The sequence below is a fragment of the Oscillibacter valericigenes genome (assembly GCF_021531435.1).
Taxonomy (GTDB): Bacteria; Bacillota; Clostridia; order Oscillospirales; family Oscillospiraceae; genus Oscillibacter; species Oscillibacter valericigenes_B.
This window is the reverse complement of the sequence record NZ_JAFBIS010000014.1, coordinates 42,883-68,890: the sequence shown is the minus strand read 5'-3', so window position 1 is coordinate 68,890 and position 26,008 is coordinate 42,883. Positions and strand designations below refer to the sequence as shown.

The 26,008-nt window shown below is 58.6% G+C and carries 23 protein-coding genes; 17 read left to right on the top strand and 6 right to left on the bottom strand.

The window, feature by feature from the left end; translation table 11 throughout:
• Positions 1 to 23 precede the first annotated feature (23 nt).
• The 7 genes from thrC (at position 24) to yihA (ending at position 8,867) form a co-directional block, all read left to right on the top strand.
• On the top strand, positions 24 to 1,511 hold the full coding sequence (thrC, locus tag JQM68_RS09230; RefSeq protein WP_235222720.1) for a threonine synthase: 1,488 nt from the start codon (positions 24 to 26) through the stop codon (positions 1,509 to 1,511).
• A gap of 35 nt (positions 1,512 to 1,546) precedes the next feature.
• Positions 1,547 to 2,227: a metallophosphoesterase gene (locus tag JQM68_RS09225; RefSeq protein WP_235222719.1), complete on the top strand. Its 681-nt coding sequence runs from the start codon at positions 1,547 to 1,549 to the stop codon at positions 2,225 to 2,227.
• Positions 2,228 to 2,317: 90 nt separating this feature from the next.
• Positions 2,318 to 3,742, top strand: coding sequence for a trigger factor (gene tig / locus JQM68_RS09220; protein WP_235222718.1), 1,425 nt, complete (start codon positions 2,318 to 2,320; stop codon positions 3,740 to 3,742).
• 109 nt (positions 3,743 to 3,851) lie between these two features.
• On the top strand, positions 3,852 to 4,436 hold the full coding sequence (locus JQM68_RS09215) for an ATP-dependent Clp protease proteolytic subunit (protein ID WP_235222717.1): 585 nt from the start codon (positions 3,852 to 3,854) through the stop codon (positions 4,434 to 4,436).
• Positions 4,437 to 4,457: 21 nt separating this feature from the next.
• Positions 4,458 to 5,774, top strand: a complete 1,317-nt coding sequence (clpX, locus tag JQM68_RS09210; RefSeq protein ID WP_235222716.1) for an ATP-dependent Clp protease ATP-binding subunit ClpX — start codon at positions 4,458 to 4,460, stop codon at positions 5,772 to 5,774.
• A gap of 66 nt (positions 5,775 to 5,840) precedes the next feature.
• On the top strand, positions 5,841 to 8,261 hold the full coding sequence (lon, locus tag JQM68_RS09205; protein ID WP_235222715.1) for an endopeptidase La: 2,421 nt from the start codon (positions 5,841 to 5,843) through the stop codon (positions 8,259 to 8,261).
• Positions 8,262 to 8,273: 12 nt separating this feature from the next.
• Positions 8,274 to 8,867, top strand: coding sequence for a ribosome biogenesis GTP-binding protein YihA/YsxC (gene yihA / locus JQM68_RS09200; RefSeq protein WP_235222714.1), 594 nt, complete (start codon positions 8,274 to 8,276; stop codon positions 8,865 to 8,867).
• A gap of 36 nt (positions 8,868 to 8,903) precedes the next feature.
• On the opposite strand, the gene JQM68_RS09195 is transcribed toward yihA, so the two are convergent.
• Complete coding sequence (locus JQM68_RS09195) at positions 8,904 to 9,791, bottom strand: aldo/keto reductase (protein ID WP_235222713.1); 888 nt, start codon at positions 9,789 to 9,791, stop codon at positions 8,904 to 8,906.
• A gap of 144 nt (positions 9,792 to 9,935) precedes the next feature.
• Here JQM68_RS09195 and JQM68_RS09190 point away from each other — a divergent pair, with 144 nt between their 5' ends.
• From JQM68_RS09190 to JQM68_RS09145, 10 genes are all read left to right on the top strand, one after another.
• On the top strand, positions 9,936 to 10,337 hold the full coding sequence (locus JQM68_RS09190; RefSeq protein ID WP_412758466.1) for a MerR family transcriptional regulator: 402 nt from the start codon (positions 9,936 to 9,938) through the stop codon (positions 10,335 to 10,337).
• 111 nt (positions 10,338 to 10,448) lie between these two features.
• On the top strand, positions 10,449 to 11,165 hold the full coding sequence (gene pyrH / locus JQM68_RS09185; RefSeq protein WP_235222712.1) for a UMP kinase: 717 nt from the start codon (positions 10,449 to 10,451) through the stop codon (positions 11,163 to 11,165).
• Positions 11,166 to 11,222: 57 nt separating this feature from the next.
• Positions 11,223 to 11,780, top strand: coding sequence for a ribosome recycling factor (frr, locus tag JQM68_RS09180; protein WP_235222711.1), 558 nt, complete (start codon positions 11,223 to 11,225; stop codon positions 11,778 to 11,780).
• Between the two features lie 11 nt (positions 11,781 to 11,791).
• Positions 11,792 to 12,532 carry a polyprenyl diphosphate synthase gene (uppS, locus tag JQM68_RS09175; RefSeq protein ID WP_235222710.1) on the top strand — a complete coding sequence of 247 codons (741 nt, stop codon included), beginning with the start codon at positions 11,792 to 11,794 and terminating at the stop codon, positions 12,530 to 12,532.
• Entirely contained in the window at positions 12,529 to 13,335 is an 807-nt protein-coding gene (locus JQM68_RS09170) for a phosphatidate cytidylyltransferase (protein ID WP_235222709.1), read from the top strand. The genes uppS and JQM68_RS09170 overlap by 4 nt, the downstream gene beginning before the upstream one ends.
• Positions 13,336 to 13,344: 9 nt before the next feature.
• The gene (locus JQM68_RS09165) at positions 13,345 to 14,487 is read left to right on the top strand and encodes a 1-deoxy-D-xylulose-5-phosphate reductoisomerase (RefSeq protein WP_235222708.1); all 1,143 of its coding nucleotides are present in this window, start codon (positions 13,345 to 13,347) and stop codon (positions 14,485 to 14,487) included.
• An 18-nt stretch (positions 14,488 to 14,505) separates the two neighbouring features.
• Entirely contained in the window at positions 14,506 to 15,579 is a 1,074-nt protein-coding gene (locus tag JQM68_RS09160; RefSeq protein WP_235222707.1) for a M50 family metallopeptidase, read from the top strand.
• Positions 15,580 to 15,591: 12 nt separating this feature from the next.
• Positions 15,592 to 16,629 (top strand): flavodoxin-dependent (E)-4-hydroxy-3-methylbut-2-enyl-diphosphate synthase, encoded by a 1,038-nt coding sequence (ispG, locus tag JQM68_RS09155; protein WP_235222706.1) that lies wholly within the window; start codon positions 15,592 to 15,594, stop codon positions 16,627 to 16,629.
• Between the two features lie 69 nt (positions 16,630 to 16,698).
• Positions 16,699 to 20,697, top strand: coding sequence for a PolC-type DNA polymerase III (locus JQM68_RS09150; RefSeq protein ID WP_235222705.1), 3,999 nt, complete (start codon positions 16,699 to 16,701; stop codon positions 20,695 to 20,697).
• Between the two features lie 103 nt (positions 20,698 to 20,800).
• Positions 20,801 to 21,313 carry a ferritin gene (locus JQM68_RS09145; protein WP_235222704.1) on the top strand — a complete coding sequence of 171 codons (513 nt, stop codon included), beginning with the start codon at positions 20,801 to 20,803 and terminating at the stop codon, positions 21,311 to 21,313.
• A 58-nt stretch (positions 21,314 to 21,371) separates the two neighbouring features.
• On the opposite strand, the gene JQM68_RS09140 is transcribed toward JQM68_RS09145, so the two are convergent.
• From JQM68_RS09140 to JQM68_RS09120, 5 genes are all read right to left on the bottom strand, one after another.
• Entirely contained in the window at positions 21,372 to 21,767 is a 396-nt protein-coding gene (locus tag JQM68_RS09140) for a thioesterase family protein (protein WP_235222703.1), read from the bottom strand.
• Positions 21,768 to 21,865: 98 nt separating this feature from the next.
• Positions 21,866 to 22,954 carry an ABC transporter substrate-binding protein gene (locus tag JQM68_RS09135; protein WP_235222702.1) on the bottom strand — a complete coding sequence of 363 codons (1,089 nt, stop codon included), beginning with the start codon at positions 22,952 to 22,954 and terminating at the stop codon, positions 21,866 to 21,868.
• Between the two features lie 65 nt (positions 22,955 to 23,019).
• Entirely contained in the window at positions 23,020 to 23,889 is an 870-nt protein-coding gene (locus tag JQM68_RS09130; RefSeq protein ID WP_412758465.1) for an ABC transporter permease, read from the bottom strand.
• Complete coding sequence (locus tag JQM68_RS09125) at positions 23,886 to 24,740, bottom strand: ABC transporter permease (RefSeq protein ID WP_235222701.1); 855 nt, start codon at positions 24,738 to 24,740, stop codon at positions 23,886 to 23,888. Before JQM68_RS09125 ends, JQM68_RS09130 begins: the two co-directional genes overlap by 4 nt.
• Positions 24,730 to 25,914 (bottom strand): ABC transporter ATP-binding protein, encoded by a 1,185-nt coding sequence (locus JQM68_RS09120; protein ID WP_235222700.1) that lies wholly within the window; start codon positions 25,912 to 25,914, stop codon positions 24,730 to 24,732. The genes JQM68_RS09125 and JQM68_RS09120 overlap by 11 nt, the downstream gene beginning before the upstream one ends.
• Between the last annotated feature and the right edge of the window lie 94 nt (positions 25,915 to 26,008).

The window sequence follows — 26,008 nt, the reverse complement described above, 5'->3', positions numbered from 1 at the left end:
CCTTTGAAAGTGAGGAAATAACAATGAAGTATTACAGCACACGGGACAAGGCTGTCCGCATGGAGTCCGCCGAGGCAATCAAGATGGGTCTGAGCCGGGATGGAGGCCTGCTGACGCCGGAATCCATTCCCCAGATTGACGAGGCCTTTCTGAACAGTCTGGTGAATGCCCGGTATCAGGAGCGGGCCGCCAAGGTCATGGGCCTGTACCTGACCGACTATACCTATGAGGAACTTCTGGGCTTCGCGGAGAACGCCTACGGCCCCGACAAGTTCGACACTGACGCCGTGGCCCCCGTCCGCAAGGTGGACGGCACCACCCACTGCCTGGAGCTGTGGCACGGCCCCACCAGCGCCTTTAAGGACATGGCGCTGCAGATGCTGCCCCAGCTGCTCTCCGCCGCCCTCCGCAAGACCGGGGAGGAGAAGACCGTCTGCATCCTGGTGGCCACCTCCGGCGACACCGGCAAGGCCGCCATGGAGGGCTTTGCCGACGTGCCCCAGACGAAGATCATGGTGTTCTATCCCAAGGACGGCGTGTCCAAGGTCCAGGAGACCCAGATGGTCACCCAGGACGGCGCCAACGTGGGCGTCTGCGCCGTGGTGGGCAACTTTGACGACGCCCAGGCCGGCGTGAAGCGCATTTTCTCCGATGAGAAGATGCGCGCTACCCTGGCGGAACGGGGCTACTTCCTGTCATCCGCCAACTCCATCAACTGGGGCCGCATCCTGCCCCAGGTGGTGTACTACATCTCCGCTTACTGCGATCTGGTCCGGGACGGCGAGATCAAGATGGGCGGCAAGGTGAATTTCTGCGTTCCCACCGGCAACTTCGGCGATATTCTGGCGGCCTATTATGCAAAGCGCATGGGCCTGCCCGTGGGCAAGCTGATCTGCGCCAGCAACTGCAACGATGTGCTGACGGACTTCCTGCGGACCGGCGTATATGACCGCAACCGGCCCTTCCACACCACCATGAGCCCCTCCATGGACATCCTGGTCTCCAGCAATCTAGAGCGTCTGCTGTTTGACCTGTCCGGTGAGAACGACGCGGAGGTCAAGGGTTACATGGAAACCCTGGCGAAGGACGGCAGATATGAGGTCAGCGATGCCATCAAGACTGCTTTGAAGGAGCAGTATTGGGGCGGTTTCTGCGACGAGGACGGCACCGCTGCTACCATCGCGGAGTATTACAAGGAACAGGGCTATCTCATTGATACCCACACCGCCGTGGCCGCTAATGTTATGGAGCAGTACCGCAAGGCCACCGGCGACGAGACGGTGACGGTGTTCGTCTCCACCGCCTCCCCCTATAAGTTCTGCAACCATGTGCTCACCGCCATTGGGGAGACCCCGGCGGGCGACGGCGTGGAGCTGCTGGACCATCTGAACAGCGTGTCCGGCGTCACCGTGCCCCGGCGGCTGGCGGCCCTGAAGGGCAAGCAGCGGCGGTTTGACATGACCGCCGAGAAGCAGGACATGGACAACGTGGTACTGGACTTCCTGAAATAAGGGGAAGAAAAAACGAAAGAAAGGGGAGGGGTATTATGGCCCTCTACGCCATCGGGGACCTGCACCTCTCCCTGACCGCTGACAAATCCATGGAGGTGTTCGGCCCCGCGTGGGAGAACTACGTGGCCCGTATCGAGGAGGGGCTGTCCGTCCTGACGGAGGACGATACCCTCATTCTGGCGGGGGACACCTCCTGGGGCATCGACCTTAACGAGGTGGAGGCGGACTTCCGTTTTCTGGAGCGGTTCCCCGGAAAGAAATACCTCATCAAGGGCAACCACGACTACTGGTGGACCACCGCCGCGAAATTCCACGCCTTCTGCGCGGAAAAGGGTTTTACCACGCTGGAGCTGCTCCACAACAACTGCGCCTTTTACGGGGACTATGCCCTCTGCGGCACCCGGGGCTGGTTTATGGAGGAGGACGCCCACAACGTCAAGGTCCTGAACCGGGAGGTCATGCGGCTGGAGGCCAGTTTGAAGGCGGCGGGGGAGAAGCCTATTTTGTGCTTTCTCCACTATCCGCCCATTTATCAGGGCTACCAGTGCCCGGAGATTTTGGCCATGCTGGAGAAGTACCATGTGGAGCGGTGCTGCTACGGACACCTCCACGGGCCCACCATCCGGCGGCGGCTGGAGGGAAAGTGGGGAGAAACAGAGTTTTCCCTCATATCCGCGGACTATTTGGGATTTCAGCCAAAAAAAATTTGCGAATAAGCGAAAAAAGACTAGCATTTTCAAGATTTTTCTGTTAAAATACCTATTTGCACCGGCATTTGACTGGTGATGAACGGAGGAGTTAACGTAATGAGTGTCAAAAGCTGTGAAAAAGTTGAAAAAAGTCAGGTCGCGCTGACCATTGAGGTCGGCTCCGCCGAATTTGAGGCTGCCATCGAGAAGGCATATCAGAAGATGCGCAAGAAGATCAACGTGCCGGGCTTCCGCCCTGGCAAGGCCCCCCGCAAGATCATTGAGGGCATGTACGGCGCAGAGGTGTTTTTCGAGGAAGCCATCAATATTGCGTTCCCCGATGCTTATGAAGCTGCCGTGAAGGAGCAGGAGCTTCAGGTCGTTGGCTATCCCACCGTGGAGATGGTGGGCGATGTCACCAAGGAAGGCTTTACCTTTAAGGCTACCACTCCCGTGTATCCCGAGGTCACCCTGGGCGAGTACAAGGGCCTGTCCGCTCCCAAGGACGAGGTGAAGGTCACCGCCGCCGATGTGGACGACCGCCTGAAGCAGCTCTCCGACCGCAACACCCGTCTGGTGTCTGTTGACCGCGAGGCCAAGGAGGGCGACACCGCCGTTATCGACTTTGAAGGCTTCCTGGACGGCAAGCCCTTCGACGGCGGCAAGGGCGAGAACCACAGCCTGGAGCTGGGCTCTCACAGCTTTGTTCCCGGCTTTGAGGAGCAGGTGGTCGGCATGAAGGCCGGCGACGAGAAGGATATCGACATCACGTTCCCTGAGGACTATCACGCTGACCTGGCTGGCAAGGCCGTGGTCTTCAAGGTGAAGGTCCATGAGGTCAAGGAGAAGGAAGTCCCCGAACTGGACGACGAGTTCGCCAAGGACGTCAGCGAGTTCGATACTCTGAAGGAACTGAAGGCTGATCTGAAGAAGAAGATCACCGAGGAGCGCCAGAAGGACGCCGACCGCGCCTTTGAGGACGCCCTGATGGAGCAGGTGGCCGCGAACATTACCGCCGACATTCCCGACGCGATGGTCGAGACCCAGGCCCGCCAGTTCCTGGACAATTTCAAGATGCAGATCGCCCAGAGCGGCATCCCCTATGACCAGTACATGAAGATGACCGGCATGGACGAAGGCAAGCTGCTGGAGGACGCCAAGGAGCCCGCCCTGCGTCAGGTGCGGATGGACCTGGCTGTGGCCGCCATCATCAAGGCCGAGAACCTGGACGCCACCGATGAGGAGGTCGAGGCCGAGTTCCAGAAGCTGGCCGAGCAGTACAGCATGGACATTGAGATGGTCAAGAAGTATCTCCAGGCCGACCAGGTGAAGGATCAGCTCATCAGCCAGAAGGCTGTGGCCGTGGTCGTGGACAGCGCTACCGCCACCAAGCCCGAGAAGAAGACCACCAAGAAGGCCGCGAAGAAGTCTGAGGACGACGCCGAGGCCGCCGAGGGTGAGGAGAAGCCTGCCAAGAAGTCCGCTGCCAAGAAGACCACCAAGAAGGCGGAGGAAGCCCCCGCTGAGAAGGACGCCGAATAAGCACGAATCTTTTCCAGCGATTTTTTACAGATTCGACACATTCTCTCATGGTGCCTGTGGTATCATGAGAGAATGGTTTATAGGCACAAAAGATCGGAGGTTTTCTAACATGAGTTTAGTCCCTTATGTCGTTGAGCAGACCAGCCGGGGTGAGCGTTCTTATGATATTTTCTCCCGCCTTCTGAACGACCGCATCGTTTTCCTGGGCGAGGAGGTCAACGCCACCACTGCCAGCCTGGTCGTGGCCCAGCTTCTGTACCTGGAGGCCCAGGACCCTGACAAGGACATCCAGTTCTATATCAACAGCCCCGGCGGCTCCGTCACCGACGGCATGGCGATTTACGACACCATGCAGTATGTCAAGTGCGATGTGTCCACCATCTGCGTTGGCATGGCCGCCAGCATGGGCGCGTTCCTGCTGTCCTCCGGCGCCAAGGGCAAGCGCTTTGCCCTGCCCAACGCCGAAATTATGATCCACCAGCCCTCTGCCGGCACCCAGGGTAAGGTGACGGATATGGAGATCGACGTGGAGCATTTCCTGCGGATCAAGAAGAATTTGAATCAGATCCTGGCCAATAATACGGGTAAGACTGCGGAGGAGATCAAGGCTGCCTCCGAGCGGGACCATTGGATGACCGCTGATGAGGCCAAGGAGTTTGGCCTAGTGGATAAGATCATCACCACCAAGAAGTAAGCGAGAACTGAGGTAACGACCATGAGCGACGACGGAAAGAAGTCCCTGCGGTGTTCGTTCTGCGGCAAGCATGAGAACCAGGTCCACCGCATGATCCAGGGTCCCGGCGTGCGGATCTGCGATGAGTGCGTGCAGCTTTGCATGAGCATTTTGAGCGACGGGTTTGACGGCCCCTCCGACCCTGTGGAGGACATTCCCGACCAACTTCCCACGCCCCGGGAGATCAAAGACGTTCTGGACCAGTATGTCATCGGGCAGGATGAGGCCAAGGTAGCCCTGTCCGTGGCGGTGTACAACCACTATAAGCGCATTTTCTTCGGCGGCGACGAGGATGTGGAGCTACAGAAGAGCAACATCCTGATGCTGGGCCCCACCGGTTCCGGCAAGACGCTGTTCGCCCAGACTCTGGCCCGGATCTTGAAGGTCCCCTTTGCCATTGCGGACGCCACGACCCTGACGGAGGCCGGTTATGTGGGCGACGATGTGGAGAATATCCTCCTGCGCCTGCTCCAGGCGGCCGACTTTGACGTGGAGCGCGCCGAGCGGGGCATCATCTACGTGGACGAGATCGACAAGATCGCCCGGAAGAGCGAGAATCCCTCTATTACCCGGGACGTATCCGGCGAGGGTGTGCAGCAGGCGCTGCTGAAAATCGTGGAGGGTACGGTCGCCAATGTGCCGCCCCAGGGCGGACGGAAGCATCCCCACCAGGAGTTCATCCAGGTGAACACCAAGAACATCCTGTTCATCTGCGGCGGCGCTTTTGACGGGTTGGAGAAGATCATCGAACGGCGGCTGGATCAGAAGAGCATCGGTTTCGGCGCCAACGTTCAGGGCAAAAAAGACAAGGATATGGATAAGATCCTCCATGAGGTCCAGCCCCATGACATCCTGAAGTTCGGCATCATCCCAGAGCTGGTGGGCCGTCTGCCGGTCATCGCGCCGCTGAACGCTCTGAAGCGGGAAGACCTGGTCCGTATCCTGCAGGAGCCGAAGAACGCTCTGGTGAAGCAATACAAGAAGCTGATGGAATACGACGATGTGGACCTGGAGTTCACGCCCGACGCCTTGGGCGCGATCGCTGACAAGGCCATCGAGCGCAATATCGGCGCCCGCGGTCTGCGGGCCGTCATGGAGGGCCTGCTGACCCAGATCATGTACGATGTGCCTTCCGATCCTACCATTGTCAAGGTGACCATCACCAAGGGATGCGTGGAGGGGACGGGCCAGCCGGAGCTGCTCCGGGACCCGGACAAGATCAGCTATTCCGTGAAACTGAACCCCGGCAAGGGCGAGAAGACCGCCAAAAGCGGTTCCACCCCCAAGTCGGCGTCTTAAATCAGGAGGGAGGGACGTCGAAACGCCTCTCCCTCTTTCTCACTTCCAAGAAAGGAAACCGATCCTATGGAACCCATGACGATGAATATTCCCGTTCTGGCCCTCCGGGGCCTGACGGTTTTCCCCCATATGACCCTGACGTTTGATGTGGAGCGCCCCATCTCCATTACGGCTCTGGAGCGCGCTATGGAGGCGGACCAGGAGATTTTTCTGGTGACGCAGCGGGAGATAGGCGTCAATGCCCCGGCGGAAAAAGACCTGTATGAGGTTGGCACCGTCTCCCACATCAGCCAGATCTTGCGCCTGTCCGCTAACTCCGTGCGGGTCATGGTGGAGGGACGCTACCGGGCGCGCCTGCGCCGCCTGTGGCAGACAGAGCCTTTCCTGCAGGCCAATGTGGAGACACTGGCAGAGGAGGAGGCCTCCGAAGCGTTCCGCCGCAGTCCCCGGACCGAGGCGCTGCTCCGCCAAACCTGGAACCTGTTCAGCGAGTATGCGGAGCTGGCGGGCAGCGTGCCGGATGAGGTCATTACTACGGTGATGGACTGCCGGGATGTTGGGTATCTGGCGGACTTTATTACGCAGAATATTGCCCTGCGCCACACTGACAAGCAGGAAATCCTGGAGGAGATGGCGCCGTTCATCCGCCTGCGGAAGCTGAACGGCTTCCTGGCCCGGGAGTGCAATGTGCTGGGCTTTGAGCATGAGATGGAGGGCAAGGTCCGGGACCAGCTGGCCCGCAGTCAGCGGGACCAGATCCTGCGGACGCAGATCCGGGTCCTTCAGAACGAGCTGGGCGAGGGAGAGGACGCCGATGACGAGATCGACACCTACCGCCAGAAGATCATGGCCCTGGAATTGGGCGAGGACGTCCAGAAGCACCTGCTGAAAGAGGTCAATAAGCTCTCCAAGCAGCCCTTCGGCAGCGCCGAGGGCGCCGTCATCCGCAACTATCTGGATGTGTGCCTGGAAATGCCCTGGAACACCTATACGAAGGAGCGGGTCAGTGTGGATGCTGCCCGCAAGGTGCTGGAAAAGGACCATTTCGGCCTGGAAAAGGTGAAGGAGCGCATCCTGGAGACCATTGCCGTCCGCCAGATGAATCCGGAGGGGAAGGGGCAGATCATCTGCCTGGTGGGACCTCCCGGCGTGGGCAAGACCTCCATTGCCATTTCCGTCGCCAAGGCGCTGAACCGGAAGCTGGCCCGCATTTCCCTGGGCGGCGTCCGGGACGAGGCGGATATCCGGGGCCACCGGAAGACCTACATAGGCTCCATGCCCGGCCGCATTATCGAGGCCATCAGCCGCAGCGGGTCTATGAATCCTCTGCTGCTGCTGGACGAGATCGACAAGCTGGGCAATGACTACCGGGGTGACCCCGCCTCCGCCCTGTTGGAGGTGCTGGACAGCGAGCAGAACTACGCGTTCCGGGATCATTTCCTGGAAATCCCCGTGGATCTGAGCAAGGTGATGTTCATTACCACCGCTAATACCAGCGATACCATTCCCCGGCCTCTGCTGGACCGCATGGAGATCATCCAGCTCTCCAGCTATACCGACGAGGAAAAGGTGCAGATCGCCCGCCGCCACCTGCTGCCTAAGCAGATGGAGGAGCACGGCCTGAAAAAGGGCAGCGTCCGCATCGGCGATGATGTGCTCCGGGCTATCATCCGGGACTATACCCGGGAGTCCGGCGTCCGTTTGCTGGAGCGGCGGCTGGCGGCTGTCTGCCGGAAGGCGGATATGCGCCTGCTGACAGGTGGTGTAAAGCGAATCGCCGTTACAGAAAAAGACCTTCCGAAGCTGCTGGATTGCCAGCCCTATCCCCCTGCGCTCCACACGGAGAAGGAGGAGACCGGCGTCGTGAACGGCCTGGCCTGGACGGAAGCCGGCGGTGAAATTCTGGAGGTCGAGGTCAATGTGATGGACGGCTCCGGCAAGCTGGAGCTGACCGGCAATTTGGGCGATGTGATGAAGGAGTCCGCTCAGGCGGCCCTGAGCTGCCTCCGCAGCCGGGCGGCAGTGCTTGGCATCGAGGCGGACTTCTACAAGACCAAGGACATCCACGTCCACTTCCCGGAGGGAGCGGTACCCAAGGACGGCCCGTCCGCAGGTATTGCCGTTACCACCGCCATGCTCTCCGCCCTGACGGGCCGGAAAGTCAAGGCAGGCGTAGCAATGACAGGCGAAGTCACTTTACGGGGCCGGGTGCTGCCCATCGGCGGTTTGAAGGAAAAAACCATGGCCGCTCTGCGGAATCACATCGGCACCGTCCTGATCCCGAAGGACAACGTGCGGGATCTGGAGGAGATCGACCAGACCGTCCGGGCCGCCCTGCGGTTCGTGCCGGTGGAGACGGTGGACCAGGTGTTTGCCGAGGCATTGTGCCCGGAGACAGAGCCGCTGCGGGAGGAGCCCGCCGGACATGTGGCGGCTTTCGCGCCCATAAGCCGGGAAAATGTCGGGGGAGGCGCCCTGCGGCAGTAAAGGAGAATGCCAATGGCTTTGAATTTTGGAAAGGTGGCGTACAGCCGTTCCGCCGGCACCCCCGCGGACTTTTTGCGGGACGGGCTGCCTCAGTTTGCCTTTGCGGGCCGGTCCAATGTGGGCAAGTCCTCGGTCATCAATCGTCTGGTGAACCGGAAGAATCTGGCCTATGTGGGCGCTTCTCCGGGAAAGACCACCCAGATCAACTACTTTTTGGTGGATGACCGGGCATATCTGGTGGACTTGCCGGGCTACGGTTACGCCAAGGTCAGCCAGGCGGAGAAGGAGCGGTGGGCCCGGCTGATGGAGACCTACTTTCAGGATGGGGCCGACGCCATTACCGCCGGGGTGCTGATCGTGGACATCCGCCACAAGCCCACGGAAAACGACCGGGTCATGCACAGCTGGTTCCGGGAATCAGGCTGTCCGGAGATTATTGTGGCCAACAAGATTGATAAGCTGAAACGCAGCCAGGTGGAGCCTGCCCTGGCCCTCATCCGGGAGACGCTGGAACTGACGGAGGAGGACATCCTGGTGCCCTTCTCCGCGGAAAAGGGCACCGGCAAGGAAGAACTCATCGGCCTGCTGAACAGAGCTTGTGAATAAGCGAAAAGGAACGGCGTGAGCCGTTCCTTTTTTGCGTTACCAGCTTTTTTGCTCCTTTGCGCAGTCATGCTGCTTTTTGCGCTCCTCTACCATCTTCACGAACCACTCCACCATGGCGGGGTCCTGATGGGAGAAAAAGGCGATCTGCCTCTGGTCCAGAGCCGCGACAGCGGCCATGTCCTCCCGCGTCAGGGCGAAGTCAAATACCTCCAGATTTTCCCGCATCCGCTCGATGTGGGTGGACTTGGGGATGACGGCGATGCCCCGCTGGATATGCCAACGCAGCATCACTTGCGCCGCCGTCTTTCCGTATTTTGCGCCGATTTGGGTGAGTGCAGGGTTCGTGAACAGGCCGCCCCGCCCTTCTCCGAAGGGGGCCCAGGCTTCCATCTGGATGCCGTATTTGTCCAGCCACTGTTTTGCTTCGGCCTGCTGGTGGAGCGGATGGACCTCAATCTGATTCACCAAGGGACGGATGCGGGCGAGAGAGGCGATGTCCACCATCCGGTCGGGATAGAAGTTGGAGATGCCGATGGAGCGAAGCTTTCCGGCCTCATACAGGTCCTCCAGCGCCCGGTAGGAGCCGTAATAATCGGCAAAGGGCTGGTGGAGCAGCACCAGATCCAGATAATCCGTCCGCAGCTTCTCCATGGATTCCAGCACGGATGCTTTTGCCTGCTCATATCCGTAATGCTCGATCCAGACCTTGGTCGTCAGGAAGATCTCCTCCCGGGGAATGCCTGATTTCTCGATCGCGCTGCCGACCTGTTCTTCGTTGAAATAGCTCTGGGCCGTGTCCAGGGAGCGGTAGCCCACCTGCAAAGCATCCAGAACACAGCGTTCGCAAATATCCTGCGGTATTTGATAGACACCGTAGCCCAGAATGGGCATTCTGACTCCATTTCGTAATGTGATAAATTCCATATTGCTTCCTCCTCGTTGTTTTACGAAGTGCTGACAGCTCCCTTGCGGAACCGGCAAGGATGTGTTATGCTTTCAGTGTACGACCCGGTTGTTACAACCGGTCAATACCTTTTTTGACTTTTATCTGGAGAAATGGGGGAGACGGTGCTGTATTCCATGAAGGATGTCTGCCGAAAAACGGGGATGACTTACGAGGCGCTGAAATTTTATTGCAACCAGGGTCTGGTCCCCAATGTAAAACGGGATTCGAACAATTACCGGGTCTTTGATGACCGGGATGTGGCGTGGATCGAGAGCCTGGGATGCCTGAAACGCTGCGGGATGAGCATTCAGGAGATGAAGGACTACGTCGGTCTGTGTGCACAGGGGCAGGACTCCATTCCGGCGCGGCAGGCGCTTCTGGACCGGAAAAGGGGACAACTCCTGGAACACATCCGGGAACTGGAGGACGCCGTCCGGTATATCGACTGGAAGCAGGGCTTTTACGCAGATGTGCTTTCCGGCCGGACGCCCTATGTGAGCAACCTGCTTCCGGAGGAATCGTAGGAACCGGGAATAGAGCTTTTTGGGAAAATCTCGTTTACCCCCTATGCAAGCGAGGAAAAATACGTTAAAATATACATGTTGAATTCTGCGAAAAAGACGGAGGTTTTTCATATGGCAAAACCTGTTTATCAGCGTGTCCTGCTGAAGATCAGCGGCGAGGCGCTGGCCGGCGGGAAGGGCACCGGCCTGGATTTTGAGATGATCGGCCAGGTCTGCGACGTCATTAAGGAGTGCCTGGATATGGGTGTCCAGGTGGGCGTTGTCATCGGCGGCGGCAACTTCTGGCGGGGCGCCAAGAACAGCGGCGGCAAGATGGAACGCACCCGCGCCGACCACATGGGTATGCTTGCGACCGTGATGAACTGCCTGGCGGTGGCCGATGTGTGCGAGCAGAAGGGCATTCCCGTCCGGGTCCAGACCGCCATTGAAATGCGGGCCATCGCCGAGCCTTACATCCGGGGCCGGGCGATCCATCATTTGGAGAAGGGCCGGGTCGTCATCTTTGGCGCCGGCACCGGCAATCCCTATTTCTCCACGGATACCGCCGCGGTGCTGCGGGCGGCGGAGATCAATGCTGATGTCATCCTGCTGGCTAAGAACGTGGACGGTGTGTACAGCGCCGATCCTGTGAAGGACCCCACCGCCGTCAAGTACGATACCATCAGCTACGACGATGTGCTGGCCCAGCACCTGATGGTGATGGATACCACAGCCACCTCTCTCTCCATGGACAACCACATCCCCGTGCTGCTGTTCGCCCTGAAGGACCCCCACAACATCATCCGTGCCCTGTGCGGTGAGAACGTGGGCACCATCGTGAAGGAATAACGACTGCGCGTAAGCGCCTCCCCATAACAGAATGAATGTGAAAGGAAGGACCCCGTTATGTTGAAGGACGAGTACAAAGTTTATGAGGACAAGATGAAGAAGAGCATCGACTCCGTGGCCGCGGACTTTGCTTCCGTGCGCGCGGGCCGCGCCAACGCCGCCGTGCTGGACCGCATCATGGTGGACTACTACGGCAGCCCCACCCCCATCCAGCAGATCGCCGCCATCTCCTCTCCCGACCCCCGGGCCCTGGTCATCTCCCCCTGGGACAGCAAGGCTCTGAAGAGCATTGAGAAGGCCATCCAGAACTCCGATTTGGGCATCAATCCCCAGAACGACGGCCGCTGCATCCGCCTGAGCTTCCCCCAGCTGACGGAGGAACGCCGTAAGGAGCTGGTGAAGCAGATCCACAAGTATGCGGAAAACGGTAAGGTCGCCGTCCGCAATATCCGCCGGGACGCCATGGACAACTTCAAGAAGCAGGAGAAGAAGTCCGAGATCACCGAGGATGAGCTGAAGCAGGTGGAGAAGGACCTCCAGAAGCTGACTGATGACAGCTGCAAGAAGCTGGATGAGCTGCTGGCGAAAAAAGAAAAGGAATTGATGGCAGTCTGATGGCAGAAGGAATGAAAATCACCGATATGGCGGGGCGGATGCAGAATCCGCCTCGTCATATTGCGATTATTATGGACGGCAACGGCCGCTGGGCCACGAAACGGGGCCTGCCCCGGACTGCCGGACACAAGGCGGGAGCCGAGACCTTCCGCCGCATCGCCACTTACTGTAAGGACATCGGCGTGCAGTATCTGACGGTGTATGCGTTTTCCACGGAGAATTGGAAACGCTCCGCCGACGAGGTAGGGGCAATTATGGCGCTTTTGAAAAAGTATCTGCTGGAAGCGGTGGACACCATGGAACGGGACCACATCCGGCTCCACTTTTTCGGGGATATGACGCCCATCGACCCGGAGCTGCGGGCGCTGGCCCGGGAGACCGACGAGATCACGGAGCATCTTTCCAAGGATGACTTCCAGGCCAACGTCTGCCTGAACTACGGCGGCCGGGACGAAATTTTGCGGGCCGTGCGGAAGTTCGCCGCCGACTGCGCGGCGGGGGAGAAGAAGCCAGAGGACCTGGACGACGCCATGTTCTCCGGCTATCTGGATTCCAGGGGCATCCCGGACCCGGAGCTCATTATCCGCCCAAGCGGAGAGCTGCGGCTGAGTAATTTCCTGCTGTGGCAGTGCGCCTATTCGGAGTTTTATTTCACCGATGTCCTGTGGCCGGATTTCGACGAGGCTGAGCTGGACAAGGCTATCGCGGCTTACCAACAGAGAGACAGACGGTTTGGGGGCGTGAAAAAATGAGTTCCTTGCAGTCCCGCGTATTGGTGGCCATCATCGGCGTGCCGGTGCTGGTGTGGGTGGTGCTGTGGGCGCCGTCCATCGTGATGATGGCGGCGCTGGCGCTGCTGGCGGGCATCGCGGCGCATGAACTGACGCGATGCGTCGGCGTGGAAAAGACGAACTTCCTCCATATCTGGTCAGTGATCGCCGCGGCTTTCTCCGTGGAGTGGTACTATGACCGCCCGGACTATGTGGCGATTTGGTGGATCATTTATGTGGTGGCGGTCTTTATCTATGCGATCGTGAAGGCGGGAGAGGTGAAATTTGTCCAAACCCTGGCGGGCATTTTCGCTGTGGTGGCGATTCCGTACTCTTTCGCGGCGTTCCTCCGCATGCAGGCCGCCGGCATCCACCGGGCCTATCTGCTGCTGCCTTTCATCCTGAGCTTTGCCTGCGACACCTTTGCCTATTTTGCGGGCCGGGCATTCGGCAAGCACAAGCTGGCCCCCAAGGTCAGCCCGAAAAAGACCGTGGAGGGCTCCATCGGCGGCATGGCGGGCAACGTGGTGTGCGGCTTGATCTTTGCTTTTGTAATGGACCGGGCTTTCGGCGCGGGCATCGGCTACGGCGCCATGGCGCTGCTGGCGCTGCTGTGCGGCATCGTGGCCCAGGTGGGCGACCTGAGCTTCTCCCTTATCAAGCGGGAGTTCGGTATCAAAGACTACGGCCATCTGTTTCTGGAGCACGGCGGGGTCCTGGACCGGTTTGACAGTGTGCTGTTCGTGACCCCGGTCATTGAGATGATTTTAAGTTTTGTGAAATAAGATACGTGTATGAGTCATACGATTTCTATACTGGGTTCCACCGGCTCCATCGGCCGTCAGACCCTGGATGTGGCGGAGCAGATGGGGCTGCGGGTTGCGGCCATTACCGCCAACTCCAGCGTGGAGAGAATAGAAGAGCAGGCGCGGCAGTTCAAGCCGCGTCTTGCCGTGCTGACTGACGAGGCGGCGGCGAAAGATCTGGCCGCCCGGCTGGCGGATACCGATACCCGGGTCCTGGGCGGCTTTGACGCTTTGCTGGAGGCCGCCACGGTCCCGGAGGCGGACACCGTTGTCACCGCCGTGGTGGGCATGGTGGGCTTGAAGCCTACACTCGCCGCCATCAAAGAAAAAAAGCGCATTGCCCTTGCTAACAAAGAGACGCTGGTCTGCGCCGGAGAACTGGTGATGGACGCGGCGGACGCTGCCGGGGCGGAGATCGTTCCGGTGGATTCCGAGCACTCTGCCATTTTTCAGTGCGTCCAGGGCTGTGCCGACCGCCGGGAGATCAAGCGGCTGATTTTGACCTGCTCCGGCGGACCGTTTTATGGCATGACTTACGACGAAGTGGGTAAAATGACAAAGGCGGACGCCTTGAAGCACCCCAACTGGAAGATGGGGCCCAAGATCACCGTGGACTGCGCCACGCTGATGAACAAGGGCCTGGAGGTCATTGAGGCCATGCGGCTCTACCGCCTGCCTTTGGAGCAGGTGAGCGTGGTCATCCACCGCCAGTCCATCGTTCACTCCCTGGTGGAGTACCGGGACGGCGCGGTGCTGGCCCAACTGGGGACACCGGATATGCGCCTGCCCATTCGCTATGCCATGACCTACCCGGAGCGGGGCGTGAATCCGGCGGAGCCGCTGGACTTACTGACCTGCCCGCCTCTGACGTTCGCGGCACCGGACCGGGAAGCATTCCCGTGCCTGCGGCTGGCGGAGGAGGCGGCCACGCAGGGCGGTACCGCCTGCGCCATTCTGAACGGCGCCAACGAGGAAGCCGTCCGGCTGTTCCTGGCGGACAAAATTGGCTTCCACGACATTCCCAGGCTGGTAGCGGAGGCCCGGGCGAAGGTGCCTGTGGTGCAAAGTCCAACACTGGAGGAGATTTTGGAAGCGGACCGGGCGGCACGGCAGGCCGTTCTCGGAGATTGATGTTTTAGGAGCTATCGCATGAAACCTGTTTATATCCTGGCGGCAATTCTGATTTTCGGCGTGCTCATCGCCGTCCATGAGCTGGGCCATTTTGTGGCCGCCAAGCTCTGCGGCGTGAAGGTCAATGAGTTTTCTATCGGCATGGGCCCTCTGCTCTGGCAGAAGCGAAAGGGGGAGACAGAGTATTCCCTTCGGGCGCTGCCCATCGGCGGATACTGCGCCATGGAAGGGGAGGATGAGGATACCGGCGACAGCCGCTCCTTCGTCCGCCAGGGCTTCTGGAAAAAGTTCATCATTCTGGCCGCCGGGTCACTGATGAATTTTGTGGCCGGTGTGGTCATCATTCTGTTGCTGTACGCCGGCGCAACGGGCTTCTACACGGATAAGCTGGTAGGCTTCGCGCCGGAATTTGCCCTCCGGGGTGAGGACGGCCTGATGGAAGGCGATATTTTCTATAAAATTGACGATTACCGTACCTATCTGCGGGGAGACGCCTCTCTATTCCTCAGCTACCACAAGGGTGACACGATTGACCTGGAAGTCATCCGGGACGGCGAGAAGGTCATTTTGAAGGATTTCCCCATGGCCCGGCAGACCTATTCCGGCAGTGACGGTACGCCCTACACCGGATTCGGCATCTATTTGGGCGCGGAGCTTCAGGAGGCCACACTTGGAGCCAAGCTGAAATACACCTGGAACACCGCTCTGGACTTCGTGCAACTGGTGGTGTTCAGCCTGAAGCAGCTCTTTACCGGCGGCGCGTCCGTGGCAGACCTCAGCGGCCCGGTGGGCATCGTTTCCACGATCACGGAGGTCGGTTCAACGGCGGCGACCACCCGGGACGCCTGGAGCCAGATCTTCTATTTCGCGGCTCTGCTGGCGGTGAACCTGTCCGTTATGAATATGCTGCCGATTCCGGCTTTGGACGGCGGCCGTATCTTCTTCTTGCTGGTGGACGCCGTGGCGCTGCTGCTGTTCAAGCGGCGGGTGCCGGAGAAGTACCAGGCGGCTGTGAACGCCGCGGGCTTTGTGGTGCTGATGGGCTTTATGCTGCTGGTGACGTTCCAGGATGTATTCAAGCTGTTCCGTTAGGGAGGACGTTTTATGACAAAGCAATTATTCGTGGGGAAGGTCCCCGTGGGCGGCGGCGCCCCGGTGTCCATCCAGTCCATGTGCAATACAAAGACCGACGATGTGGCCGCTACCGTGGCCCAGATCAAGGAACTGGAGGCTGCCGGATGCGAGATCATCCGGGTGGCCATCCCCGACCAGGCCGCGGCGGAGGCAGTTGACAAAATCAAGGAGCAGATCGACATCCCGCTGATCGCCGACATCCATTTCAACTACAAATATGCCCTGGAGTGCGCCGAGCGGGGCATTGACGCCATCCGCATCAATCCCGGCAACATCGGCGCCGAGGAGAACGTGAAGGCCGTGGCGGACATGTGCAATCGCAAACACATCCCCATCCGCATCGGCGTCAACGGAGGTTCTTTGGAAAAGGAGCTGCGGGCGAAGTACGGCGGCGTCACTGCCGAGGCCCTGGTGGAGAGCGCCATGGGCCACGTACATCTGCTGAACAAGTTTGATTTCGACGACATCTGCATTTCCGTGAAGTGTTCCGATGTGCCCCTGACCATGAAGGCCTATACGCTGCTGAGTCAGCAGACGGATTATCCGCTGCACCTGGGCATCACCGAGGCGGGTACGCCGTCTATGGGCATGGTGAAGTCCGCCATGGGCATCGGCGGGCTGCTCTGCATGGGCATCGGCGACACCATCCGGGTGACGCTGACCGCCGACCCGGTGGAGGAAATTTATGCGGCCCACAAGATTTTGAAGGCCGCGGGCCTGCGAAAAGAGGGGGTCAACCTCATTGCCTGCCCCACTTGCGGACGGACCCGCATCGACCTCATTCCCATCGCGGAAGAGGTGGAGCGCCGTTTGGCGAACTGCCATAAAAACATCACCGTTGCTGTCATGGGCTGTGCGGTAAACGGCCCCGGTGAGGCCTCCGCAGCCGATATTGGCATTGCCGGAGGCAAGGGAGAAGGCCTGCTGTTCCGAAAAGGAGAAATCCTTTACAAGGTGCCACAGGAGCGGCTTGTAGACGCTTTGATGGCGGAGATCGAGAAACTGTGAGAGGGTTTCAAACTGCGGCGCGGGATGCGCCGCAGTTCTATGATACGTGAGACTTTCCGGGAGGAAACCATGTCGAGAAATATCCCATTTTTTGAAATGTTCGCGGAGCTGCAGCTCTCAGGAGAGCTGCGGCTGAAGCTGGCGGGCGCGGAGCTGACAGGGGCCCGCATTGACCAGGTGGCCATGACCATCCAACTGCGGCTGACGGTCAAATCCGCCCTGTCGGAAGAAGACCTGGAAAGCGTCAAGGATGCCATCCGGGCGGTATATGGCTTTGCCAGCGTGGACATTGACGTGACCTGCAAGGCTCCGGCGGAACCCATGAAGTCCGCACCTGTGCAGGCGGCGTCTGCCGGCGGCAGCTCCAAAGAGGGAAAGCCCGTGGTGGGGAAGGTGCTGATGGGAAATCCCATCAAGGCCCGGCCCGGCCCCATGAAGGACCTGAATGTGAAAATGGGTACCGCCACGGTCAGCGGCAAGGTATTTGCCTTTGAGTGCCGGGAGACCCGGCGGCCCGGCATGTGGCGTCTGAGCTTTGACATGACGGACTACACCAACTCCGTCACCGTTCAGAAGAACCTGACCACCAAGGAGGCCCAGGGGCTGGAGAGTGCCATCAAGCCCGGCATGTGGCTGTGCGTCCAGGGTAAGATGGAACCTACCTGGGACGGCAAGGACATCCAGCTGAATCCTTACCACATCAATGTGATTGAGCACAAGGAACGCCAGGACACCGCTCCGGTGAAGCGGGTGGAGCTGCACCTCCATACGAAGATGAGCAACATGGACGCCCTGACGGACACCAAGGAGGTCATTCAGGAGGCCATCCGCTGGGGGCATCCCGCCATTGCCATCACCGACCACGGTGTGGCCCAGTCCTTCCCGGACGCCTGGCACGCCGCGGGGGATAAAATAAAAATACTTTACGGCGTTGAGGGTTATTTCATCAACAATATCGACGACCGGGTGGTGGTCCACGGCACCCAGGACTGCGGTCTGGACGACGAGTTCGTTTGCTTCGACATCGAGACCACCGGTTTGAAGGTGGACCGGGAGGCCATCACGGAGATCGGCGCGGTGGTTCTGAAAAACGGAGAGATCGCGGAGCGGTTCCAGACCTTTGTGAATCCCAACCGCCGCCTGACGCCGGAGATCATCGGTCTGACGGGCATTACCGACGAAATGCTGAAGGACGCGCCGTCTCTGAAAGAGGCTCTGACGGACTTTTTGAAGTTCGTGAACGGCCGTCCTCTGGCAGCCCACAACGCCGAGTTCGACATCGGCTTTATCCGGGCGGGCTGTAAGCAGGTGGGGCTGGAGTTCCATCCAACCTATGTGGACTCTCTGATTCTGGCGCAAAACCTGCTGCCTGACCTGCATAAGTATAAGCTGGACATCGTGGCGGAGCATCTGGACCTGCCTGCCTTTAACCACCACCGGGCCAGCGACGACGCCGCCACGGTGGGCTATATGCTGATCCCGTTCTGGAAGATGCTCCATGAGCGGGGCGTTCATACCCTCCAGGCGGTGAACCCGGAGATGGAGAAGCTGCGGCCTTTGGGCAGCAAGTCCAACCGCTTTCCCAAGCATATTATCCTCATTGCACGGAACAAAACGGGCCTGAAAAACCTGTATCAGATGATTTCCGCCTCCAACCTGAAATATTTCAAGCGGGTACCCACCATCCCCAAGAGCCTTTTGAACGAGCACCGGGAAGGCATCATCGTGGGCGCCGCCTGTGAAGCGGGCGAGCTGTTCCGGGCCATTGTGGACCACAAGGACTGGGACGAGCTGAAGCGCATCGCTTCCTTTTATGACTATCTGGAGATTCAGCCCCTTTGCAACAACCGTTTCATGCTGCGCAACGGCGAGGTGCAGTCGGAGGAGGATTTGCGGGAGTTTAACCGTACGGTCGTCCGGCTGGGCGAGGAACTGGGCAAGCCCGTCTGCGCCACCGGTGACGTCCACTTCCGGGAGCCGGAGGACGAGGTGTACCGCCACATCCTGCTGGCGTCCAAAAAATTCCCGGACGCCAACGAGTCCCTGCCAATTTACTTCAAGACCACCGACGAGATGCTGGAGGAGTTCAGCTATCTGGGGGAGGAGAAGGCCTACGAAGTGGTGGTGGAGAACACCCGGCTGGTGGCCGACCAGGTAGAGACCTTCGAGCTGCTGCCCAGCGAGCTGTTCCCGCCCCGCCTGGAAAACTCCGAGGAGGACCTGAACCGCCTGGTGTGGGAGAAGGTCCACCGCCTCTATGGTGAAAACCCGCCGCAGCTCATTGTGGACCGTCTGAATGTGGAGCTGGGCGGCATTTTGGGCAAGTATGACGTGGTGTACATGTCCGCCCAGAAGCTGGTGCAGCGGAGCCTGGAGAACGGCTATCTGGTGGGTTCCCGTGGCTCCGTGGGCTCGTCCCTGGTGGCCTATATGTCCGGCATCACGGAGGTCAACTCCCTGCCGCCCCACTACCGCTGCCCCAATTGCAAAAACAGCGAGTTTATCATGGACGGAAGCTACGGCTGCGGCGCCGACATGCCGGACAAGGTGTGCCCGGTCTGCGGCACGAAGTACATCAAGGACGGCTTTGACATTCCCTTTGAGACCTTCCTGGGCTACGGCGGCGGCAAGGTGCCGGATATTGACCTGAACTTCTCCGGCGAATACCAGGCCAAGGCTCACCGCCACGCCATTGAGATGTTCGGCGAGACCCAGGTGTTCCGTGCCGGAACCATCGGTACGCTGGCGGAAAAGACCGCCTACGGTTTCGTCAAGAAGTATCTGGAGGAGAACGGCATCACGGCGGGCCGGGCGGAGGAGAACCGCCTGACCCTGGGCTGCGTGGGCGTTCGGCGTACCACGGGTCAGCATCCCGGCGGCCTGGTGGTGGTCCCCGACGACAAGGACATGGAGGATTTCTGTCCTGTCCAGCATCCGGCGGACGATGACGGCTCCGACACCATCACCACCCATTTTGAATACCACTCCATGGAAGCCAATATCCTGAAGCTGGACATGCTGGGACACGATGACCCCACCATGGTCCGTATGATGCAGGACCTGACCGGCGTGGACCCCCACGATATTCCGCTGGATGACCCGGACACCATGTCCATATTTACCTCCAGCAAGGTGCTGGGGTATGAGAATGACGAGATTCTGGGGCCCACCGGCGCCGTGGCCATCCCGGAGTTCAACACCCGTTTCACCCGGCAAATGCTGATCGATACCCAGCCCAAGGACTTCAACACTCTGGTGCGGCTGTCCGGCTTTTCCCACGGCACCGATGTGTGGATGGGCAACGCCCGGGAGCTGATCGTCAGCGGTACGGCAAGCGTTTTGGAGACGGTGGGCTGCCGTGACGACATCATGCTGTACCTGATCTCAAAGGGTCTGGACCCCAAAATGAGCTTCAAGATCATGGAGAAGGTCCGAAAGGGCAAGGTGAAGAAGGGCGGCTTCGACGAGGGCTGGGTGGAGGCCATGCGGGAACATGATGTTCCCGAGTGGTACATAGAGTCTCTGGCGAAGATCGGCTACCTGTTCCCCAAGGCCCACGCCGTAGCCTACGTGATGATGGCTTTCCGCATTGCCTGGTACAAAGTCCATGAGCCGCTGGCGTTCTATGCCACCTTCTTCTCCGTCCGGGCCAAGGCCTTTGACGCGGAATACTGCTGCGCCGGCAAGGACGCGGTGAAGCGGAAGATCCGGGAGATCGAGAACAACAAGGACGCTACCGCTGTGGAACAGAACCTGCTGACCACGCTGGAGGTCTGCTATGAGTTTTATCTCCGCGGCTTCCACTTTGACACCATCGACATTTATAAGTCCGACGCCACCAAGTTTATCGTGACGGAGAACGGCCTGCTGCCGCCCTTTGTCACCGTCCACGGCCTGGGTGAGGCGGCGGCCATTGACACGGTGGAAAAGCGGAAAGGGAAGACCTTTGTCTCCATCGAGGAGTTTGCCATGTGCTGCAACAAGCTGTCCAAGACCCACATTGAGCAGCTCAAGGCGCTGGGCGCTTTCGCGGGCATGGCGGAGACCAGCCAGATCACGCTGTTCTGATGCGCCGCAAGGAAGTTTTCCTTGTGTTTTGAAGTAAGTGTGGTATGATGAGAGTGGTAAAATCGACCGAATGGCCGAGAATTTTCAAATGGAGGAATGACATATGCTGAACGCAAAAGTGAAAGAGCTGCTGAACCAGCAGGTGAACAAGGAGTTCTACTCCGCTTATCTGTATCTGGACTTCTCCAACTACTTTGAGGCCCGTGGACTGGACGGCTTTGCCAACTGGTACAAAATTCAGGCCCAGGAGGAGCGGGACCACGCCCTTCTGTTCTATCAGTACCTGCACAATAACAACGAGACCGTGACCCTGGATGCCATCGCCAAGCCCGATAAGGTGCTGGACAGCGATATGACGGTCCTGAAGGCCGGCCTGGAGCATGAGGAGTATGTGACCTCCCTCATCAACGACATCTATGCCGCCGCTTACGAGGTGAAGGACTTCCGTACCATGCAGTTCCTGGATTGGTTCGTCAAGGAGCAGGGTGAGGAGGAGACCAACGCCAATGATCTGATCTCCAAGATGGAGCTGTTCGGCTCCGATCCCAAGAGCCTGTATATGCTCAACAGCGAGCTGGCCGCTCGGGTGTACAACGCACCTTCTCTGGTACTGTAAGATACATAGCATCAAAAAAGGACACCGCCGATGGCGGTGTCCTTTTTGCGTATCGGATTTATTTCTCCAGCTTGGCGTTGCACTTCGTCAGGAAGCGGTCAGGGGAGATGATGGCCCGGGTATGGGTGCCGGAGCCGATGGGACCTTTTTCGTCCCAGGCGGAAACTTTAAAGTCCACCATCTTGCCGTTTTCAGACACGCCCACGATCTCGGCCTCGACCCAGACCTTCATGCCTACGGGAGTGGGGGCATCGTGGCTGATGTCCAGGTGGGTGCCCACGCTGCCCTTATCGTCGTCCAGGAAATTCTGGAGGGCGGTCTGGGCAGCGTTTTCCATCATGGCGGCCATGAAAGGCGTGCCGAATACCGGCAGCAGGCCGGAGCCGATCTTGGCGGCGGTCAGGTCTTCGGTGACTGTCTGTTCCAGCTGACACTTGGTTCCAATCAAAATCATAGGGAATTCCTCCTTTTTTCTATCAGGAATAGTGTATCTGATTTGATGCTGTTTGGCAAGAGCAAGCCCGGCACCATTCGGCGCCGGGCTTTGCGGCATCAGATACCCAACTCCGTCCAGAGTTCGTTGTACAAAGCTAATGTTTCGGCAGGCAGGTTCTCATACAAGGTGCAGCGGTCCAGCACACCGGCGGGAGCGGCCATGATCTCAAAGGTCTCCTGGTCCAGGGGCTCGCCGTAGGACTCCTCGTAATAGGCGGGATACTGCTCCAGGGCTTTGGCGTTGGGGGAGGCGTACCAGATATAGTCCATGTTGGCGAGACTGGCGTCGGTGCCGGCAATGAAATTGATCCAGGCTTCGGCTTCTTCCTTATGCTGTGCGTTTTTCAGGACACACATGGCGTCCACGAACCAGTTAGAGCCCTCCTCAGGCACAACATATCGCAGATCCTCGTTATTCTCCAGCATAGTCAGGTAGTCACCCGCGTAATACATGGCGATCGCAGCGTTGCCGCCTTCCATTTTGGTGTAGATCTCATCCATGACGAAAGCCTGGTAGATCCCGTTGTTCTTGGCGGTGGACAGCAGATCATAGGCTTCCCGGATCTGGGCTTCGTCGGTGGTGTTGATGTCATAGCCCAGGTCCAGCAGGGCGGCGGCCAGAGCATCACGGGAGTTGCGGATCATCAGGACCTGTCCGGCATACTTCTCGTCAAACATGGCGTCCCAGCTGGTGATCTCCTCATCCACCATAGCGGAGTTATAGATAATACCCAAAGTTCCCCAGGTATAGGGGACGGTATACTTGTTGTCAGGATCATAGCTCAGACCCTTGTACCGATCGTCAATCAGGGCGTAGTTCGGAATATTGTCATAGTTCAGCTCCGCCAGCATATCCTCCGCAATCAGGCGGCCAATCATATAGTCAGAGGGAACGATAACATCATAGTCGCCGGCGCCGGTTTTGAGCAGGGAGTAAAGAACCTCATTGCTTTCGGCGGTCTGATAGTTGACTTTGATGCCGGTTTCTTCTTCAAATTGATAGATCAGATCTTCATCAATGTATTCGCCCCAGCTGCATACGTTGACGACCCGGTCTTTGCTTTCGCTTCCGCTGCTGCTTCCGCCGCAGGCGGTCAGGGTCAGGGCAGTCACCATTATCATGACAAGGGCAAGTGTCTTTTTCAATTGATCATTCCTCCAGTAAAACTTTTTGCTTTTATTTCAAGGCTCTGGGCCATGAAACGATTATTTTATATTCGATTTTGCTCCACGATGCGGCGTCTCTCCTGCCGGACTTCCCGGATATTGATGATGGCAAGCAAAATCAGCACAGTGACAAACAGCAATGTGGAGACAGCGTTGATCTCCGGCGTCACCCGTTTTTTGGTCATACCGTAGATGGTCATTGCCAAAGTGGAGGAGGTGCCGGCGGTGAAGTAGCTGATAACAAAGTCATCAATGCTCATGGTAAAAGCCGTCAGAGCGCCGGACACGATGCCGGGCTTGATCTCCGGCAGGATGACCTTCCAGAAGGCCTGCATCCAGGTGCAGCCGAGATCCATGGCGGCATCCACCAGGTTCTTGTCCATTTGCCGCAGCTTGGGGCTGACAGACAGAATGACATAGGGAATGTTGAAGGTGATGTGGGCGATCAGCAGGGTGCCGAACCCCAGGGTCAGACGGGTAGGCAATACAAAGAACGACTGGATACCGTTGACCCAGGAGGCAAAGCTGCTCCACTGGGAGAAAAAGGCCACAAAAAACAGGCACAGACTGACGCCGGTGACAATATCCGCGTTCATCATGGGAATGTTGTTGACGGTCATCAGCGGCTCCCGTGTGCGCCGCCGCATGGCGTAAAAGCCGATGGCAGCAAAGGTGCCGGCAAAGGTAGAGATGACCGTGGCCAGCAGGGACACTAGTATCGTGGTATACACGCTCTGTATAATGAGCCGGTCATGGAGCAGCTTTTGATACCAGTCCAGGGAAAAGCCCTTCCAAATCGTGTTGCTGCTGCCTGCGTTGAAGGAAAAGATGATCAGCAGGAGGATGGGGGCATACAGGAATACGAAAACCAGAACCATAAACAGGCGGTTTACAAAAGAATTGTTCTTGTTCACAGCATCACCGCCTGTTCCTCGCCCTCACCGAAGCGATTCATAACCACCATGCAGATGACCACAATGACCATCATGACCAGGGAAATGGCGGAACCCAGATAGGGGTTGTATGCGCCGCCCAGGAACTGCTGCTCGATCAGGTCGCCCAGCAGGATCTCCGTGCCGCCGCCCAGCATTTTGCTGATGGCGAAGGTGGACACGGAGGGGACGAACACCATGGTGATGCCGGACAGCACGCCGGGCAGGGAAAGAGGCAGGATGACCCGGCGAAACACATTCATGCTGTTGGCGCCCAGGTCCCGCGCGGCCTCGATCAGGCTGTTGTCCAGCTTTACGATGACGGAATAGATGGGCAGGATCATAAAGGGCAGATAGTTGTACACCATGCCCAGCACGACGGCGCCCTGCGTGTTCATCATGCGGAAAAACTGAAGGTCTGTTCCGAAGATATTGTTGTAGAGCGCGATCAGGCCGATCTTCTGAAACAGCTGATTCAGAAGGCCGTTATTCTCCAGAATGGACATCCAGGAGTAGGTCCGCAGCAGAAAGTTCATCCACATGGGCAGCATAATGAGCACCATGGCGATGCGCTGGAACCGGGGGCCTTCCTTGCTCATCATATAGGACACGGGATAGCCGATAGCCAAGCAGATGACGGTGGCAATGATGGCCAGCTTGAAGGACCGGCCGAACACCACGGCATACGTGCCGATCTTGCCGAAATTAGCCAGGGTGAACCCGCCGTCCGCGGAAGAAAACGCGTAAATGACCACCATGATGATAGGGGCCACCACAAACAGCGCCATCCAGATCACATAGGGGATGGCCAGGTGGGAGAGCTTATTCTTCATCCCCGCTCTCCTCCTCATCCGACGCGAGGCTGGCGTCGTCCAGTTCGTCGTATTCATCGGAGAAGGAGGAATAATCGCCGAACATACCGGAGTACTTACTCTTTTTCATAATGTGGATGGCATCCGGGTCGATCTTGATGCCGATGCGGGAACCGGCGGGGGAGTGGTCCGTGGTCTGGATGAGCCACTTGAAGCCCTTGAAGTCCACGATGATATCATATTGCAGCCCTTTGAAGGTCACGTTGGTGACAGTGCCAACCAGCTGCCCCTGCTCCACGGGGACGATGTCGATGTCCTCGGGGCGGATGACCACGTCCACCGGCTCGTTTTCGGCGAAACCGCCGTCCAGACAGGCGAACTCCCGGCCGTACATTTTCACGCACTTGTCCCGGAGCATGACGCCGTCGATGATGTTGGACTCGCCGATGAAGTCGGCAACAAAGGCGTTTTTCGGCTCGTTGTAGATGTCCTCGGGGGTGCCAATCTGCTGAATGGTGCCCTTGTCCATGACCACGATGGTGTCGGACATGGTGAGGGCTTCCTCCTGGTCGTGGGTCACGTAAATAAAGGTGATGCCCACCTGCTGCTGGATGCGCTTCAGCTCGATCTGCATATCCTTGCGCAGCTTCAGGTCCAGGGCCGCCAGCGGTTCGTCCAGCAGCAGGACCTTGGGGCGGTTCACCAGGGCGCGGGCAATGGCAACCCGCTGCTGCTGGCCGCCGGAGAGGGCGTCTGGCTTGCGGTGCTCAAAGCCTTTCAGACTGATGACCTCCAGCATCTCCATGACCCGCTCCCGAATCTCCTCCTCGGGGATCTTCACCATCCGGCGGCCGGAAGGATCGTTGGGATCGGGACGCTTCTGCATCCGCAGGCCGAAGGCGATGTTTTCAAACACGTTCAGGTGCGGGAACAGGGCGTATTTCTGGAAGACCGTGTTGATCTGCCGCTGATAGGGCGGAACGTCATTAATCCTCACACCGTCAAAGAGGACGTCTCCGCTCGTAGGTGTCGCGAAGCCGCCAATGATCCGCAGCGTGGTGGTCTTGCCGCACCCGCTGGGCCCTAACAGTGTGAGGAATTCTTTGTCTTTGAAATACAGGTTTAAATGATCGAGAACCAGCTCGTCGTCGAAGGCCATGCAGATATTCTGCAGGCGAATCAACTCTTTGGACATGTATCCTCCCCCATTTCAATAGTAATTTTGATAAAATCAATACGCCTCTTTTCTCTGTTGAGGGGGAACCTTTCTCGTCGAAATTCAGCAATTT

What these genes read in the sequence shown, in the direction of transcription:
- ispG (WP_235222706.1), top strand. Translation starts at nt 15,592, where the DNA reads ATGACAAAGCAATTATTCGTGGGGAAGGTCCCCGTGGGCGGCGGCGCC.
- lon (WP_235222715.1), top strand. Translation starts at nt 5,841, where the DNA reads ATGGAACCCATGACGATGAATATTCCCGTTCTGGCCCTCCGGGGCCTG.
- clpX (WP_235222716.1), top strand. Translation starts at nt 4,458, where the DNA reads ATGAGCGACGACGGAAAGAAGTCCCTGCGGTGTTCGTTCTGCGGCAAG.
- JQM68_RS09145 (WP_235222704.1), top strand. Translation starts at nt 20,801, where the DNA reads ATGCTGAACGCAAAAGTGAAAGAGCTGCTGAACCAGCAGGTGAACAAG.
- JQM68_RS09140 (WP_235222703.1), bottom strand. Translation starts at nt 21,767, where the DNA reads ATGATTTTGATTGGAACCAAGTGTCAGCTGGAACAGACAGTCACCGAA.
- uppS (WP_235222710.1), top strand. Translation starts at nt 11,792, where the DNA reads ATGAAAATCACCGATATGGCGGGGCGGATGCAGAATCCGCCTCGTCAT.
- pyrH (WP_235222712.1), top strand. Translation starts at nt 10,449, where the DNA reads ATGGCAAAACCTGTTTATCAGCGTGTCCTGCTGAAGATCAGCGGCGAG.
- tig (WP_235222718.1), top strand. Translation starts at nt 2,318, where the DNA reads ATGAGTGTCAAAAGCTGTGAAAAAGTTGAAAAAAGTCAGGTCGCGCTG.
- JQM68_RS09120 (WP_235222700.1), bottom strand. Translation starts at nt 25,914, where the DNA reads ATGTCCAAAGAGTTGATTCGCCTGCAGAATATCTGCATGGCCTTCGAC.
- frr (WP_235222711.1), top strand. Translation starts at nt 11,223, where the DNA reads ATGTTGAAGGACGAGTACAAAGTTTATGAGGACAAGATGAAGAAGAGC.
- JQM68_RS09170 (WP_235222709.1), top strand. Translation starts at nt 12,529, where the DNA reads ATGAGTTCCTTGCAGTCCCGCGTATTGGTGGCCATCATCGGCGTGCCG.
- JQM68_RS09215 (WP_235222717.1), top strand. Translation starts at nt 3,852, where the DNA reads ATGAGTTTAGTCCCTTATGTCGTTGAGCAGACCAGCCGGGGTGAGCGT.
- JQM68_RS09160 (WP_235222707.1), top strand. Translation starts at nt 14,506, where the DNA reads ATGAAACCTGTTTATATCCTGGCGGCAATTCTGATTTTCGGCGTGCTC.
- JQM68_RS09125 (WP_235222701.1), bottom strand. Translation starts at nt 24,740, where the DNA reads ATGAAGAATAAGCTCTCCCACCTGGCCATCCCCTATGTGATCTGGATG.
- JQM68_RS09150 (WP_235222705.1), top strand. Translation starts at nt 16,699, where the DNA reads ATGTCGAGAAATATCCCATTTTTTGAAATGTTCGCGGAGCTGCAGCTC.
- JQM68_RS09225 (WP_235222719.1), top strand. Translation starts at nt 1,547, where the DNA reads ATGGCCCTCTACGCCATCGGGGACCTGCACCTCTCCCTGACCGCTGAC.
- yihA (WP_235222714.1), top strand. Translation starts at nt 8,274, where the DNA reads ATGGCTTTGAATTTTGGAAAGGTGGCGTACAGCCGTTCCGCCGGCACC.
- JQM68_RS09165 (WP_235222708.1), top strand. Translation starts at nt 13,345, where the DNA reads ATGAGTCATACGATTTCTATACTGGGTTCCACCGGCTCCATCGGCCGT.
- JQM68_RS09195 (WP_235222713.1), bottom strand. Translation starts at nt 9,791, where the DNA reads ATGGAATTTATCACATTACGAAATGGAGTCAGAATGCCCATTCTGGGC.
- thrC (WP_235222720.1), top strand. Translation starts at nt 24, where the DNA reads ATGAAGTATTACAGCACACGGGACAAGGCTGTCCGCATGGAGTCCGCC.